This is a genomic window from Halobacteriovorax sp. HLS, from assembly GCF_004006665.1.
Lineage (GTDB): Bacteria > Bdellovibrionota > Bacteriovoracia > Bacteriovoracales > Bacteriovoracaceae > Halobacteriovorax.
In genome coordinates this window covers 283,995-297,909 of sequence record NZ_QOCL01000014.1, presented here as the reverse complement: position 1 = coordinate 297,909, position 13,915 = coordinate 283,995, and the positions used below count along the sequence as shown (strand labels likewise).

General features: G+C 35.6%; 12 protein-coding genes. 6 read left to right on the top strand and 6 right to left on the bottom strand.

Annotated features, from left to right (window positions below):
- The first annotated feature begins 43 nt into the window (after window positions 1–43).
- Window positions 44–2,170, top strand: coding sequence for a dihydrolipoyl dehydrogenase (gene lpdA, locus DPQ89_RS15430; protein WP_127717933.1), 2,127 nt, complete (start codon window positions 44–46; stop codon window positions 2,168–2,170).
- Between the two features lie 4 nt (window positions 2,171–2,174).
- Here the strand turns inward: lpdA and DPQ89_RS15425 are convergent, their stop codons facing one another.
- The 4 genes from DPQ89_RS15425 to DPQ89_RS15410 all read right to left on the bottom strand — a co-directional run bounded on the left by DPQ89_RS15425 (window position 2,175) and on the right by DPQ89_RS15410 (window position 6,948).
- A complete protein-coding gene (locus DPQ89_RS15425; protein WP_127717932.1) occupies window positions 2,175–2,645 on the bottom strand; it encodes a hypothetical protein in 471 nt (156 codons plus the stop codon).
- A 1-nt stretch (window position 2,646) separates the two neighbouring features.
- Complete coding sequence (locus DPQ89_RS15420; RefSeq protein ID WP_127717931.1) at window positions 2,647–3,891, bottom strand: hypothetical protein; 1,245 nt, start codon at window positions 3,889–3,891, stop codon at window positions 2,647–2,649.
- A gap of 150 nt (window positions 3,892–4,041) precedes the next feature.
- The gene (locus tag DPQ89_RS15415) at window positions 4,042–5,022 is read right to left on the bottom strand and encodes a response regulator (RefSeq protein ID WP_127717930.1); all 981 of its coding nucleotides are present in this window, start codon (window positions 5,020–5,022) and stop codon (window positions 4,042–4,044) included.
- An 84-nt stretch (window positions 5,023–5,106) separates the two neighbouring features.
- On the bottom strand, window positions 5,107–6,948 hold the full coding sequence (locus DPQ89_RS15410) for an ATP-binding cassette domain-containing protein (RefSeq protein ID WP_127717929.1): 1,842 nt from the start codon (window positions 6,946–6,948) through the stop codon (window positions 5,107–5,109).
- 97 nt (window positions 6,949–7,045) lie between these two features.
- Here DPQ89_RS15410 and DPQ89_RS15405 point away from each other — a divergent pair, with 97 nt between their 5' ends.
- Window positions 7,046–8,875 (top strand): GTP-binding protein TypA, encoded by a 1,830-nt coding sequence (locus DPQ89_RS15405; RefSeq protein ID WP_127717928.1) that lies wholly within the window; start codon window positions 7,046–7,048, stop codon window positions 8,873–8,875.
- 112 nt (window positions 8,876–8,987) lie between these two features.
- Complete coding sequence (locus DPQ89_RS15400) at window positions 8,988–9,539, top strand: chalcone isomerase family protein (protein WP_127717927.1); 552 nt, start codon at window positions 8,988–8,990, stop codon at window positions 9,537–9,539.
- Here the strand turns inward: DPQ89_RS15400 and DPQ89_RS15395 are convergent.
- Window positions 9,534–9,890 (bottom strand): nucleotide pyrophosphohydrolase, encoded by a 357-nt coding sequence (locus DPQ89_RS15395; protein WP_127717926.1) that lies wholly within the window; start codon window positions 9,888–9,890, stop codon window positions 9,534–9,536. The genes DPQ89_RS15400 and DPQ89_RS15395 overlap by 6 nt on opposite strands.
- A 176-nt stretch (window positions 9,891–10,066) precedes the next feature.
- Between DPQ89_RS15395 and DPQ89_RS15390 the strand changes: the two genes are divergently transcribed.
- The 3 genes from DPQ89_RS15390 (at window position 10,067) to DPQ89_RS15380 (ending at window position 13,249) form a co-directional block, all read left to right on the top strand.
- The gene (locus DPQ89_RS15390) at window positions 10,067–10,741 is read left to right on the top strand and encodes a response regulator transcription factor (protein ID WP_127717925.1); all 675 of its coding nucleotides are present in this window, start codon (window positions 10,067–10,069) and stop codon (window positions 10,739–10,741) included.
- Window positions 10,742–10,848: 107 nt separating this feature from the next.
- Entirely contained in the window at window positions 10,849–11,310 is a 462-nt protein-coding gene (locus tag DPQ89_RS15385; protein ID WP_127717924.1) for a DUF3015 family protein, read from the top strand.
- Window positions 11,311–11,365: 55 nt separating this feature from the next.
- Window positions 11,366–13,249: a DUF4105 domain-containing protein gene (locus DPQ89_RS15380; protein ID WP_127717923.1), complete on the top strand. Its 1,884-nt coding sequence runs from the start codon at window positions 11,366–11,368 to the stop codon at window positions 13,247–13,249.
- Here the strand turns inward: DPQ89_RS15380 and DPQ89_RS15375 are convergent.
- Complete coding sequence (locus DPQ89_RS15375; RefSeq protein WP_127717922.1) at window positions 13,236–13,901, bottom strand: transglycosylase SLT domain-containing protein; 666 nt, start codon at window positions 13,899–13,901, stop codon at window positions 13,236–13,238. The genes DPQ89_RS15380 and DPQ89_RS15375 overlap by 14 nt on opposite strands.
- Window positions 13,902–13,915: the final 14 nt, after the last annotated feature.

Below are 13,915 nucleotides of genomic sequence, written 5' to 3'. Positions count from 1 at the left end.
AATCATTAAACTATTAGTTAGTAAATAATCTTAAGGGATATTCATGAAACCTATTTTAAAAAAAGGGACTCTCGTCCTAGTTATCATTATTCTATTTATCGTTGCATGGAAGTTTGACGTTACTAATTACCTTAGTTTAGATTATTTAAAATCAAATTTATCAGATCTAGTAAATTTTAATAAAGAAAACCCTTCAAAAATGATTCTCATCTACATGAGTATCTACATAGTTTCGACGGCCCTTTCGTTACCAGGAGCAACCATTATTACCCTCGCAGGCGGAGCAATTTTTGGTCTAGTAAAGGGTACACTTATAGTTTCGTTTGCTAGCACAATAGGCGCCACTTTAGCTTTCTTAGCGGCAAGATTTATTCTCAAGGACTATGTACAAGAAAAGTTCGCCACGAAATTAAAAGTTATTAATGAAGGAATAAAAACAGATGGAGCGTTCTATCTCTTTACGCTAAGACTTATTCCAGCTTTTCCTTTCTTTCTTATTAATTTAGTAATGGGACTAACCCCGATAAGAATTCTCACATTTTTCTTTGTTTCTCAGATAGGAATGTTACTTGGAACAATTGTCTATGTGAACGCAGGAGTTGAGTTATCGAAAATAGATTCACTAAAAGGAATACTGAGTCCTTCATTGATATTTTCATTCACACTTCTCGCTTTTATTCCTCTACTTGCTAAAGCTCTCATAAGTAAGATTAAAGCTAATAAAGTCTATCAAAATCATAAAAGACCTAAGAGCTATGACTACAATATGATCTCAATTGGTGCTGGAGCAGGAGGTCTTGTGACTTCGTATATCGGCGCTACAGTTAATGCAAAAGTTGCTCTTATAGAGAAGCATAAAATGGGAGGAGATTGCCTTAATACTGGCTGTGTTCCTTCAAAAGCACTAATAAAATCTGCCAAAGTAATTCATTACTCAAAACGTGCAAATGAGTTTGGTATCCGCTCCATTGCAATCGATTTCGACTTTAAAGAAATTATGAATCGAGTAAAAAGTGTCATTACTAAAATTGAACCCCATGATTCAATTGAGAGATATTCAAAATTAGGAGTTGATTGTATTCAAGGTGAAGCAAAAATTCTCTCCCCTTGGGAAGTGCAAGTTAATGGAAAAGTGCTAACGACTAAAAGTATTACTATTTCCACGGGAGCAAGTCCTTTTATTCCCCCAATTCCAGGTATTGAAACGACTGACTTTTTAACATCTGATACTTTATGGAATCTTGAAGATTTACCGGCTAGATTTGTTGTCTTAGGTGGAGGACCAATTGGATTAGAAATAGCCCAATCCTTTTCTAGGCTAGGGTCAAAAGTAACAATAGTCGAAATGTCTTCTAGAGTAATGATGAAAGAAGACCCTGATGTCTCAACTCTTATTCATAAAAAATTGGAAGACGAAGGTATAGATGTCTTAATTAACCATAGAGCGAAGAGCTTTAGTGGAAACCAGCTAACCTGTGAGATTGACGGAGAAGATATTATCATTGAATTTGATAAAGTTCTTATTGCAGTAGGAAGAAAGCCAAACACTCGTGGATTCGGTCTAGAGAACCTAGCTCTTAAATTGAGAGATAACGGAACTATCGAGACTAATGAATATCTACAAACAAACTATCCAAATATCTTCGCCTGTGGAGACGTTACGGGTCCGTATCAATTAACTCACACTGCTGCACATCAGGCTTGGTATTGTGCCGTAAATGGTCTCTTTGGAATATTTAAAAAGTTTAAGGTCGACTATAGTGTTATTCCTTGGGCCACTTACACTGATCCAGAAGTCGCAACAGTTGGTCAAAATGAACAGAGTTGCAAAGCCCAGGAAATAGAATACGAGATAACTAAGTATGGGATTGATGATCTTGATAGAGCTATAGCAGATAGTGAAGATCATGGTTTTGTTAAAGTTTTAACCAAACCTGGAACAGATAAAATAATTGGTGCAACCATAGTTGGAAATCATGCAAGTGACTTACTTGTTGAGTTTATCAGCGCGATGAAAAATAATTATGGTCTTAACACAATTCTCTCAACAATTCACACATACCCGACTATGGGTGAAGCAAATAAGTATCTTGCTGGCGCATGGAAAAGTGAAAGAAAACCGGAAAAACTGCTAGAGTTTGTTAAGAAATTTCATAGTTGGCGACGTTGAAAATTTATCTCTTACATCTCTTATAAAGAGTGATTTCTTGTGGTGGTTCTAAAATAGATGCGCATCCATAAGTTTTTTGAACTATAGGATTCGAGTTTTTCATAAAAGTTAATGATGATTTTATTTTGACAGGCTTATTTTTTTCATCACTACCTTGAAGCTCGTATTCGACTTTAAATGTAGCAGTATCCTTATCTATTTCTTTTAACGACTTGATTTCAATCTCAACATCAGTTTTTACAAAGTACTTAGCAAACTTCTCTTCTTCAACAGCTTCTTCATGAGTTACTAAAATATGAGGGTGAGCTGATTGTTTTAGACAGTAACTTTCGGCCATATCACTCACTCGAACACCAGAAAGTTCAACAGCAATAAGCTCCTTTGCTATCGTTTCGTTACTAATTCCATCGGGACAAACCAATCCTAAAGCTGGAATCGAAAAAATAAACAATAAAAGAAATACTTTAACTTTCATTTTAACTACCTTTCTCTACACATTGGTCGATACAAGACTGACCTTCAATTTTAACTTTCTTATCAGTTCTACAACGAGGATCATCAGACTGATGCCTTAGAAGTCCGAATCTCGCATTGCTAGAATGTAGCTTTGAAGCAGAGCCTAGCTCTTTTTCTCCTTTTACTTTCTTAGCACAGGCCTTTCTTGCCAGCTGTACAAGATTATTAAACATTGTACTTGATGATCCATTATGGGCACTTACATGAACCCTAGAAGGTCCGTAATTTCCACCAGTCAACCCACTGTGAATATAGGTAAAATCAAATGCATCGATAGTAATAGCACCACAGTTTGAAGTTTTAGAAAATTTATCAATGCCAAGAGGGTCTTCTCCTACAGCGTCTATCATTACCACATGACTTGCTCTGTAGTTTATAATATCTCCAGGGATAATAGATTTTTCTTCACTAAAAACTGGACTCTTTAAACATGAGTTCTTAGAAGACTGTGCTGCTCCTGCAAAACCTGTTGTTGTATATCTTTTAAATTTATCATCCGTTTTAGAGACCTTTAAACCTTGAGAGCCTAGGGCCAATGAAATAAAAGCTGAACAGTCAATTCCTGAAGCTGGTAATGAGCTCTTAGCAACACCCATTCCTTTTTGGGATAATTTAGCTTCTCCCTTAGAATTCACATTGGTGGTTGAACAATATCCATAAACAGGTGGGGCCTTTCTCTTATCAATACAGCCAGGACCAGGGTAGCTTGGGTCATTATCAAGCTTACTTAAAACAATATGAGATTTAATAAAAGCATCTCTATCATATATTTTTCTAATTCTTCTAGATTTCACACCACACTTACCATCGGCAACTCTAACTGAAGTAACCCCTTTTAGAGTATTTACCCTAGAAGTGATGACATTATCAATTGCCGCACAAGACTGATAGAACGAAGCAAGAACAGTTCTCGCCCCCTTAGAAGCCGGATTGCTTATCGAATCACTTGGATTAAAATAATTATAACAATCATTTGCAGGGGTTAAGAAAGAGTCAATATGAGAAGTTACTTCAGACGATGAAGGGATAGTTCTATTTCCATCAGAAAGATCACGCATACTTCTTTGCCACTCTTCATCGGACAAACCTTCATTCTTATCGTCAGAGTTCCACTCGCCAAGTTGAACCTTATTCATTTGGGCAGGAGGCTCACATGAAGCTAAACATATCAACGCAAATAACAGAAATAGATTAATTAGCTTCATTCTCTCACTCTTAGGTAAAAAGTCTCTCCGAAATATTTTACTTCGTTACTAAATATTTTTATATGTGGAAAAAAAAGACGGACATAAACTACTGATTTTAGATAAAATCCTTTTATTTTCGATAAAGTATAGCGCCAAGTGAACTGGTCACTAATTATTAGGAATAAAGCTTTGAATCTTATTCTTAGAAATATGCTTCTTAATATATGAGTCTATTTGAGGAGTCATAGTTAAGAATCTGATACCTACTCCTGGAGTATCGATATTCTCTTCTTTCTTCCAAACAATCTCTGCTGCAACTTGAACAGCATTGATCTGATCACTAACTTTTAGAGAGAAGTCATATACATTACCTACAACAGAACTTCTTAGTTCAGGTGAGTTATCAAAGGATATAAAAATTCCACCTGCACCTACTGAAACCTGCGATAGATCAATAGTATTTTCACTAAAATCATAGAGAACATCTTTATCCATTAACATGGCACGATTTCTTTCGACGAGATCATCAATATAGTAAGCTGATATTAAAGAATATAACTCATCAACCTTAAAAGGTTTTTGAACGAATGCAACTGCTCCATGATTGAGTAAGTCATCCATATCATAGTCATGATGCCCAGAAATTAGAATAACAAACGGCCAAATCGGATGTGTCTTTCTAATTCTTTCTAATAGCTCCACTCCATCCATTGAAGGCATTCTTATATCAGAAATAATACAATCGTAACGATCTACCTCAAGGAGTTCTAATACTTTTTCAGACTCTGTAACTGCAGTGATATTAATTCCATAAGGTTCTAAGCTAGTTGCTAAGAGCTCACACATTACCTCATTATCATCAACAACAATAACTTTTGGAGATCTCCCAAAAGGTTTAAAGTCTTGCACCTTAGTTAACAGCTGCTTGTAAAGTAATACTGCTACTTCACATTTATTCTCACAGCCTGTTTTTCTAAAAATACTTTCAAAATGATTTCTTACTGTAGAAGTACTAATTCCTAGAGAGTCAGAAATTTGCTTAGTTGAAGTCATTTGCAAAAGAAGCTGACCAACAATTTCACCTTCCCTTGGAGTCAGTGAAAATGATTCGGCAAAGCTTAGAAGTATTTTTTCTTGATCATTATTCATGGCAAATATTTTCCTACATAACCAAAATATTCTAAAGGTAATTTTTTAAACTTAATTTCTTAACTAGCCTTTAATTTCAAGAACTTAATGATCTAGAAAGGAAAGTTTTTGCTCAAACTCATCCAAAATCCCATGAAACTCATCACTAACTAAAGAAAGCTCATGATACTCCATATCTAAGACTTTTTGTAAGACTCCTAGTTTTTGAGAAATATCATTTATCAACTTCCCGTCTCCACTAGTGCTAGCACTAATAAGCTGCTCATTTAATTCTTCGGCCTTTTCTTCCTTGCTAAAGATCCCCTCTTCTAATTTATCCATCTTCTTTTTGAGCTCCTTTGTCGCTCTACTACGTTGCTGAATAAGCTCGGCCCTTAAGCGCTTATCTTCTTTTTTATTTTTCTTCGAAGGAGCTACGTTTTCTCCTTGTGATTCACTCAACTCGTCTTCATCCCAACCGATCTTATCTAGGAATTCATCATACCCTTGCTCAAATAATTGCGCTTGAGAGTTTCTAAAAACGACAAGTCGGTTTGCAAGTCTTCGAAGTAACATTTCATTATGAGTAACTAAGACAATAGCACCTGGAAACTCTTCCAGCTTTTCGCAAAGAATCTCTACTGACTCCATATCTAAATGGTTCGTAGGCTCATCCAAAAAGAGAATATTAGACTTATGAGCAATAATTTTTCCAAGCATTACCCTAGAGCGCTCGCCACCGGAAAGAACACTTATTTTCTTATCTGCCAAATCACCTTCAAACATCATCGAGCCACAAATCTTTCTCACCTCTGTATTTGTCAGCTCAGGGTTTGTTGCAGTAACCTCTGCTACAATTGTATTATTCTCTGAAAGTCTTTTAATATTTGTTTGACCAAAGTGACCAATACTAGCTGAAGGATGATATTGAATTTCACCAGTTCTAGCTTTTAACTCACCTGTTATAACATTTAATAGAGTCGATTTTCCTTTTCCATTTTTACCAATGATACCAATGCAGTCATTTCTTTTTATTTCAAAATTTACACCACTAAAGAGGTTTTCTTCTTCATAACCAAATGAAACATCTTTTACGGTACAAATAGTTTTTCCAGGACAAGGAATATGTCTAAAAGAAAGGGCCATACTCCCCTCTTTAGCAAGCTCATTCATACTCCCCATCTTCTCAAGTTGCTTTAATCTTGACTGTGCTTGAGTTGCTTTAGAGGCCTTTGCTCTAAATTTATCAACAAAGGCCATTAACTCTTTTTTCTTCTTTTCTTGATTCGAACGAGTTTGTTCATAAAGCATATCTTCTTCTAGAAGTTGTTCGTAAAACTTTACGGTATCACCTTTAATCTTTTTTAAACGACCTCTTGTTAGCCCCATAGTGTGAGTAACTGTATCATCCATAAAGTCTCTATCGTGGGTAATCAGGATAACCTCTCCCTCAAAGCTCTTTAGAAAGCTTCGAAGCCAACGTAGAGACATAATATCTAAATAGTTTGTAGGCTCATCTAACAGTAGAAGATTAGGGTTTTCTAAGAGACATTTTGTAAGGTTAATACGAATCTGATATCCTCCCGAGAACTTCAAAGGATTCTCTTGCATTTCTTCTTGCGAGAAGCCTAGCCCTGAGAGGATTTTTTCAGCCTTATAGTGGTCAAATCTCTCTTCTTCGCTTAAAGATTGTATACATTCTTCTAAGACTGTATTTTTTTCAAACTTAAGATGCTGGGAGAGGTAACCAATCTTATAATTTTTTGGGATATTAACGCTTCCACCTTCATAGGCCATCTCACCAGTAATAATCTTAAAAAGTGTTGATTTTCCGCTACCATTTCGACCAACAAGGCCTACTCGTTCCTTACTTCCTAGTGTAAATGAAATGTCTTCATAGAGATTTTGCCCCCCAAAAGACTTAGAAATGTTATTCAATTGAATCATAATGCATTCTTTAAGTTACAAAGCAGTTAACAAGTATTAGTATAATGAAAATTTACTGAAAAATTAACAACAAGCATCATAACCTATAGGAAGTTGTATGTCTAATCTTAAAAACATTGCTGTGGTCGCCCACGTTGACCACGGAAAAACAACGCTCGTTGATGAGCTATTGAAACAATCTGGAACATTTGGTGAAAGAGAAAAAGTTGCTGAAAGAGTAATGGATTCTGGTGACATTGAAAAAGAAAGAGGGATTACAATTACAGCTAAAAACTGTGCTTTCGATTACAAGGGTTTTAGAGTTAACCTTCTAGATACTCCTGGCCACGCCGACTTCGGTGGAGAAGTTGAGAGATCTCTTATGATGGTTGATGGTGTTCTACTTTTAGTAGACGCTGCAGAAGGTCCTCTACCTCAAACAAGATTCGTTCTATCTAAAGCACTTGCAAGAGGAATTAAAATTGGTGTTGTTATTAATAAGATCGACAGACCAGATGAGAGAATTGAAGAAGTTAAGTCTGAAATTGAAGATCTATTTCTTGAAATGGCCGATCAATTAGGACTAGAAGATTACGATTTAGATATTCCAATTATTTATTCTTCTGCAAAAGAAGGTTGGGCAACTCTTGACCCAGCTGAAAAAAGAAGTGATATGTTCCCTATCCTAGACTTTATCGTTTCTGACTTTTACCCACAACCTCAGGTTGAAGAGGGAGAGGACCTTAGACTACTAGTAACTAACCTTTCTTACTCAGAATACTTAGGACCATTATTTGTAGGTAGAATTGGTCGAGGTGTTATCACAAAGAACCAAAACTTTGTACGTTGTGACAGAGACGCGAAGAATAAGACTTTCAAAGTTTCTTCAATTCAAGTTTATGACAAAATTGGATTTAAAGAAGTTGACTCAGCTAGTGCAGGAGAAATTGTTATTGTTGCAGGTTCTGCTGAATCTGAAATTGGAGATACAATTTGTTCGACAAAAGATATCGCTCCTCTTGAAAGAATTGAAGTAGAGCCACCTACAGTTTCTGTAAACTGTTCAGTTAATACTTCACCAGGTTCTGGTAAAGAAGGTGAATACCTTACTTCTAGAAAGCTAGAAGAACTATTACAAGAAGCATGTAGATTAAACGTTGCTCTTAAGTATGAGCATACGGATGACCCGAAAGTTCTAAAGCTTAAAGGACGTGGGGAGCTTCAACTTGCCATCGTTTTTGAAGAAATTAGAAGAAAAGGGTTTGAGCTTATGATTTCAAGACCGGAAGTTCTTTTTTCGACTGACGAAAATGGAGCTAAAACTGAGCCATATGAAAATGTTGTTCTAGATATCCCTTCAGATTGTACAGGTCCAATTACAGAAAAACTTTCTATAAGAAAAGGGATCATGGGAAATATGATGCCAATCGGTGAAGATAGAACAAGAGTAGAATTTAGAATTCCATCTCGTGGTCTTATTGGATATAGATCGACATTCTTAACAGATACTAGGGGTGAAGGACTTATGAGTTCTGAATACCTTGGATACGGTGAATATGCGGGAATCATGCTTGCACGTCAAAATGGTGCGATCATATCTGACAGAGCTGGAAAAATCACTCCTTACGCACTCTTTAACCTTCTTAACAACGGTAAGATGTTCGTTGAGCCAGGTGATATGTGTTATGAAGGTATGGTTATTGGTGAACATACAAGAGTAAATGATACAAATGTTAACTGTGTTAGAGAAAAGCATTTATCAAGTATGAGAACAGCAGGAAAGGATGTAAATATTGTACTTCCTCCTGTACCTGCAAAAACTCTTGAATGGGCAATGGACTGGATCGATGAAGATGAGTGGGTTGAAGTAACTCCACTAAATATCAGAATCAGAAAGAAAGAACTTGCGACCAACAAAAGAAAAGTTGTTCGTGGAGAGAAGAAGTAATTCAAAACTAAACTAGGCCCTCTATTTAGAGGGCTTTTTTTTGCTCATTTACAAAACGCCTTAAATCCCTTCATACTTATAAAGTTCATAAATTATTATCTTAGGAGAAAAAATGAAAGGATTCATTTTAACGTTGGCATTTCTTATTTCTACTTCAGTTATCAGCGCTGAACTTGATGGTGTAAGTCACCCAGATTCAGTTGAACTCGCTGGAAAAAAATTAGTTCTAAATGGAATAGCCACAAGAAAGGCCACTTGGATCAAGGTAAAAGTATATGTAGGCGCCTTCTATATGGAGAAGAAATCTTCTGACTACAATTCATTTCTACAAGACTCTTCTCCTAAGAAAATCATTATGACATTTGTTAGAGATGTGGATGCAAAAGACCTGATTGATGGCTGGAAAGAAGCGTTTGAGAATGCTCTACCAAAAGAGAAACACCCAGCTCTCAAAGAAAGAATGGAAAAATTTTACACCTACTTTAAAGATGTAAAAAAGAAAGAAACTATGGAGTTTAACTTCTTAGCAGATGGTGTTGAGTCAACTATAGCAGGAGCGAAGAAAGACAAGATTAGTGGACAAGATTTTTCAAAGGCCTTGCTTTCAGTCTGGTTCATTAACGCCAAAGACGAAGGACTCAAAGAAGGTCTTCTAGGTCTATAATTTATCGTACTTCTTCATCGTACCTCGCGCTTTTTCAGCGGGGTACTTAAGTCCATTCTTAATAAACTTCTCTTCCATGGCATCATTTAAATCAACATCTAATACATCGCTTAGACGAATCATGTAGAGAAGAACATCGGCCATCTCTTCTTTTATTTCTTCAAGTTTTTCACTTTCAAGATTTTCACTTTGCTCTTTTGTCAGCCACTGAAAATGTTCTAATAGTTCTGAACATTCTACACTCATGGCCATCACAAGATTCTTTGGTGTATGAAATTGGCCCCAATCTCTATCTCCGGCGAATTTACTCAACTTATTTTTCCAATTTGAGATATTAATTACTTGTGTCATTAACTTTTCCTTAACCTTAAGATTACATATTTTTTGCATAAATAAAAACTAAATTAATTGACACGAATCCGGATTCAGCATAAAAATAGATACAAATAAGGTAACTTAGCTAACAAACCTTAAGAACGTGCTCAACTATTATGTAGCATACAACAAGGTACTCTTAGGAGTAAATTATGGGTGAAAAAATGCATGTAACAATCGTAGATGATGTTCAAGATAATCTCTTGAGCTACAAGGAACTTTTAGAAACAAACTTTAATCTGGAGCTGATTCAGAATCCTCTAGAACTTCTTGGCTATCTAAGCACTAAGAAGACTGACTTAGTTCTTCTTGATCTTCATATGCCAAATATGAATGGTTTCGAGTTATATGGGAAATTCAGAGACACTCATCCAGAAGTTCCTGTTATCTTCTTAACTGGTGACCCTTCTGAAGAAGTTGTTGTTCAAGGAATGGATCTTGGTTGTGATGACTTTATCGTTAAGCCTGTTTCTCTAAATGAGCTTGTTGCAAGAATTAAAAATAAGATTCAAACAAAACAAGGAACAAGACCTGTAGAAGATAAAATTTCTTTTGGAGACTTTATTCTTCATACTGAAATCCAAATGGCGCAAGTTGGAGAAAAGAAAATCCAATTAACTCCAATTGAGTTCAAAATTATTCATTTACTTGCAAAGAGTCCTAATAAGATCTTTAGTAGAGAGTACATAACAAACCTTCTATGGCCTAATGTACACGTTCAAAACCAGAATATTGATACTCACCTATCAAATCTTAGAAAGAAGCTAAAACCTTTCTCATCTTATATCAAAACTATTAAATCACGTGGCTATATCCTAAGAATCTAGTCAGGTATTAATAAAATTAGTTTATTTTTCTCATTGTAGCAGAGGCCATCCTCTGCTATTTTTATATCATCAAATATAAATTCATTAACATTTTCACGGAGGAATTAATGAAAAAAATTATCCTTGGTCTTATGGCCGGAACTCTTATGACAGCATCAGCAAATGCAGCTTCTTACCAAGCACAAGGTTGTGGACTAGGTTCTACACTTTTTACTGATGGATCAAACCTTGTACACCAAGTACTTGGAGCGACTACTAACGGTCTATCTGGTAACAATACTTTTGGTATGACTTCTGGAACTTCTAACTGTGAGCTAGACGGTGCTGGTGGACAAGCTAACGCTGTATTCATCAAAGCTAACAAAGTTGCTCTTTCTAACGACATCGCTCGTGGACAAGGTGCTACTCTTGCTTCTTTAACAAGAATGTATGGTTGTACTAACTTCAATGCAGTTGGTTCAGCTCTACAAAAAAACTACAAGACAATCTTCTCTACTCAAAATGCTGAAGCAGGTCAAATTGACATGTCTATCAGAAATGTAATTGAAGCAAATAAAGCTTGTATCTAATTTTTGATTCGTAATCCGCTGGAAGCATCATGCTTCCAGTGTTACTCTTTTTTCCATGATTAAATTAACACTTTTCACTCTTTTAATATCACTTCCAACATTTGCTACTATCTCAAAAGACATGAGAGAAAAAATAGATCAACAAAGAATCTATGATGACCCAACTTGGCTAAACCTCATGCATTATCGTTCAAATTTCTTTGGAGGAGTTAGTTCAGAGGCAGACGGTGAAACTTTCTTCTTTTCTAAAGACGGAAAATCAAATCCTCAAAATGAATTAATTGCAAATATTGAGGCCATTGAAAAGGACAAGAACTTAAGCTCTGACGAGCATCCTTTATGTCGATTTCCAGCAAGAGCAACTTTCTTCGAAAGCAAAGGCTTAATTAATCTGTCAAAATTTAAAGTATCTTGTCCTAGATATAACAAATTTAAAAATAAACTTTCAGCAAAATCTATATCCATCGTTTTCTCTTCTTATTTCTTAGATACTCCGGCTTCGGCATTTGGCCATACATTAATGAGGATAAATAAGAATATTAGACATACTGATCAGGAAGATCAAAACTTTGAACTACTTGACTACGCAATAAACTATTCCGCCGTTGTCACAACAACGAACTCTCTTCTCTACGGAGTGATGGGCTTTGCTGGAGGCTTTCGTGGAGAATTTGCTTCAATGCCATATTTCTATAAAGTAAGAGAGTACAACGACTTTGAATCAAGAGATCTTTGGAGTTATGACCTTAATTTATCTCAAAAAGAAATTAATATGATCGTTGCTCATATTTGGGAAATGGGACAAACATATTTTCAATATTACTACCTAACTGAAAATTGCTCATACCATATGCTTGGCCTTTTAGATGTTGCTAATCCTAAATGGAATCTTTCTAAGAGAAATCCTAGCTTTGTTATTCCTGTAGACACCATTAAAACTCTAGGAAAGACACCAGGTCTTGTAAGACGAGTGAGTTATCGACCATCTACAATGAGAAAAGCGAAACAATCTGTACAGCGCCTAATGCAAGATGAAAAACAGTTTTTTGAAAAAGTTATTAAAGAAAAAACAGCCAATCCAGTTCAGGGCCTAAGTAAAGAGAAACAGGCAAAAATTTTAGATACAGCAATCGACTATCTCGACTTCACACATAGCGAAGATATTTTACTTGAAAAACCTGAGGCATTAAAATGGAAGAATGAACTTCTCATCGCGAGAAGTGAAACTGAAGTTCAAACAACTATTGAGACGATTCCAACTCCTCATAAACAAAGACCAGACTTTGGACATGATTCAAGAAGATTTTGGCTTGGAGTTGGAAAGAATAAATCTCTTAAAACTTACGAAACTCTTTCCTATCGATTTGCACTTCATGACTTCTATGATCCTCAAGATGGCCAAAACCCTCAAGCAACAATGGAAATGGGGCATATGAAGTTTAATTATTATAATGATAGCTCAAAACTTAAGCTCGATTTTATAGATATCGTAAATGTTATCTCTCTTAGTCCTATTGAGAAGTATTTCTCAAATATCTCTTGGAGATTTAAACTTGGAAGTAGAGCTATAAATGATTCGGGCTGCTCGGCTTGCCAAGCCCCAACCTTTCAAGTTGGTGGTGGTACTTCAATATTTACGAAATATTTTAAGGCCTTTGCACTACTTACTTCAGAGTTAGATTTACACAAAGAGCTCTCCCATAATGGATTTAGATTTGGAGTAGGACCAGAAGCCGAGATTATATTCAGACCTATGGATAAGCTTAACATCGGTATTTTTGGAGATTACAAATGGAGATTCCCAGCTCACGTTGAGCAAACCTATAGCTATGGTTCAAAGTTAAGATATATTCCATTTAAAAACTACGCTTTAAACTTAGACTATAAACGCTACAAGAAGAACTGGATAAATGAAGCTTCACTTATTATATACTTCTAGAGCACTCTTCTAAATGTTTACTCGCCCTTTTTTTAAAAAATAAACGAACCTTTTGCTTAGATTTTGCAGAAGTTAAAACTGACCAATAAAATGAACGTGGAGGAAAGAGTCTCCCCGGCTCTCTTGAGTAGCCTCCTCTTAGTTGCTTTTCTAAAATATTCACACCACAAGAAATATTCTCAAGAGGGTTTAAAATAGTGTCTGAGCTTAAATCACAGTAATCATAGTTCGCACTATCATCAACACTTAACTGAAAAAGTCCTTCTGAATATTTATTCATAGTAGATTCCCAATAACGTGTTCTAGGATTAAAACTGGACTCAAAGTGTGAAATTGAGGCTAAAAAAATTGTCCAAAACTTCTTTTTCTGCGCACGAGAGAATTCATGATAATTTTGACAACTAAGAAATGCCAAGTCACTAGTTGACGGAGAAATATGAAGCAACTCACTATTTTGACTCTCTAGAGCTTCATAAACTATTTGCGTCCAAGACTCTGGCCATAACGACTTGTAATCTCCAATTATTGAAAAGTTCTCAGCAAGAACAGGAGTTGTATAATTATTAGGTATATTTTGTGAAAGGTTTGAATCTTTAGAGTTTGAACAAGATAAAATAAATAGTGTTAAACTTAGGTAAATGACAAATCTCATAAAACATCCTTATT

Bases quoted from the DNA above. Each gene is read 5' to 3' on its own strand.
- lpdA (WP_127717933.1), top strand. From the start codon at position 44: ATGAAACCTATTTTAAAAAAAGGGACTCTCGTCCTAGTTATCATTATT.
- DPQ89_RS15425 (WP_127717932.1), bottom strand. From the start codon at position 2,645: ATGAAAGTTAAAGTATTTCTTTTATTGTTTATTTTTTCGATTCCAGCT.
- DPQ89_RS15420 (WP_127717931.1), bottom strand. From the start codon at position 3,891: ATGAAGCTAATTAATCTATTTCTGTTATTTGCGTTGATATGTTTAGCT.
- DPQ89_RS15415 (WP_127717930.1), bottom strand. From the start codon at position 5,022: ATGAATAATGATCAAGAAAAAATACTTCTAAGCTTTGCCGAATCATTT.
- DPQ89_RS15410 (WP_127717929.1), bottom strand. From the start codon at position 6,948: ATGATTCAATTGAATAACATTTCTAAGTCTTTTGGGGGGCAAAATCTC.
- DPQ89_RS15405 (WP_127717928.1), top strand. From the start codon at position 7,046: ATGTCTAATCTTAAAAACATTGCTGTGGTCGCCCACGTTGACCACGGA.
- DPQ89_RS15400 (WP_127717927.1), top strand. From the start codon at position 8,988: ATGAAAGGATTCATTTTAACGTTGGCATTTCTTATTTCTACTTCAGTT.
- DPQ89_RS15395 (WP_127717926.1), bottom strand. From the start codon at position 9,890: ATGACACAAGTAATTAATATCTCAAATTGGAAAAATAAGTTGAGTAAA.
- DPQ89_RS15390 (WP_127717925.1), top strand. From the start codon at position 10,067: ATGGGTGAAAAAATGCATGTAACAATCGTAGATGATGTTCAAGATAAT.
- DPQ89_RS15385 (WP_127717924.1), top strand. From the start codon at position 10,849: ATGAAAAAAATTATCCTTGGTCTTATGGCCGGAACTCTTATGACAGCA.
- DPQ89_RS15380 (WP_127717923.1), top strand. From the start codon at position 11,366: ATGATTAAATTAACACTTTTCACTCTTTTAATATCACTTCCAACATTT.
- DPQ89_RS15375 (WP_127717922.1), bottom strand. From the start codon at position 13,901: ATGAGATTTGTCATTTACCTAAGTTTAACACTATTTATTTTATCTTGT.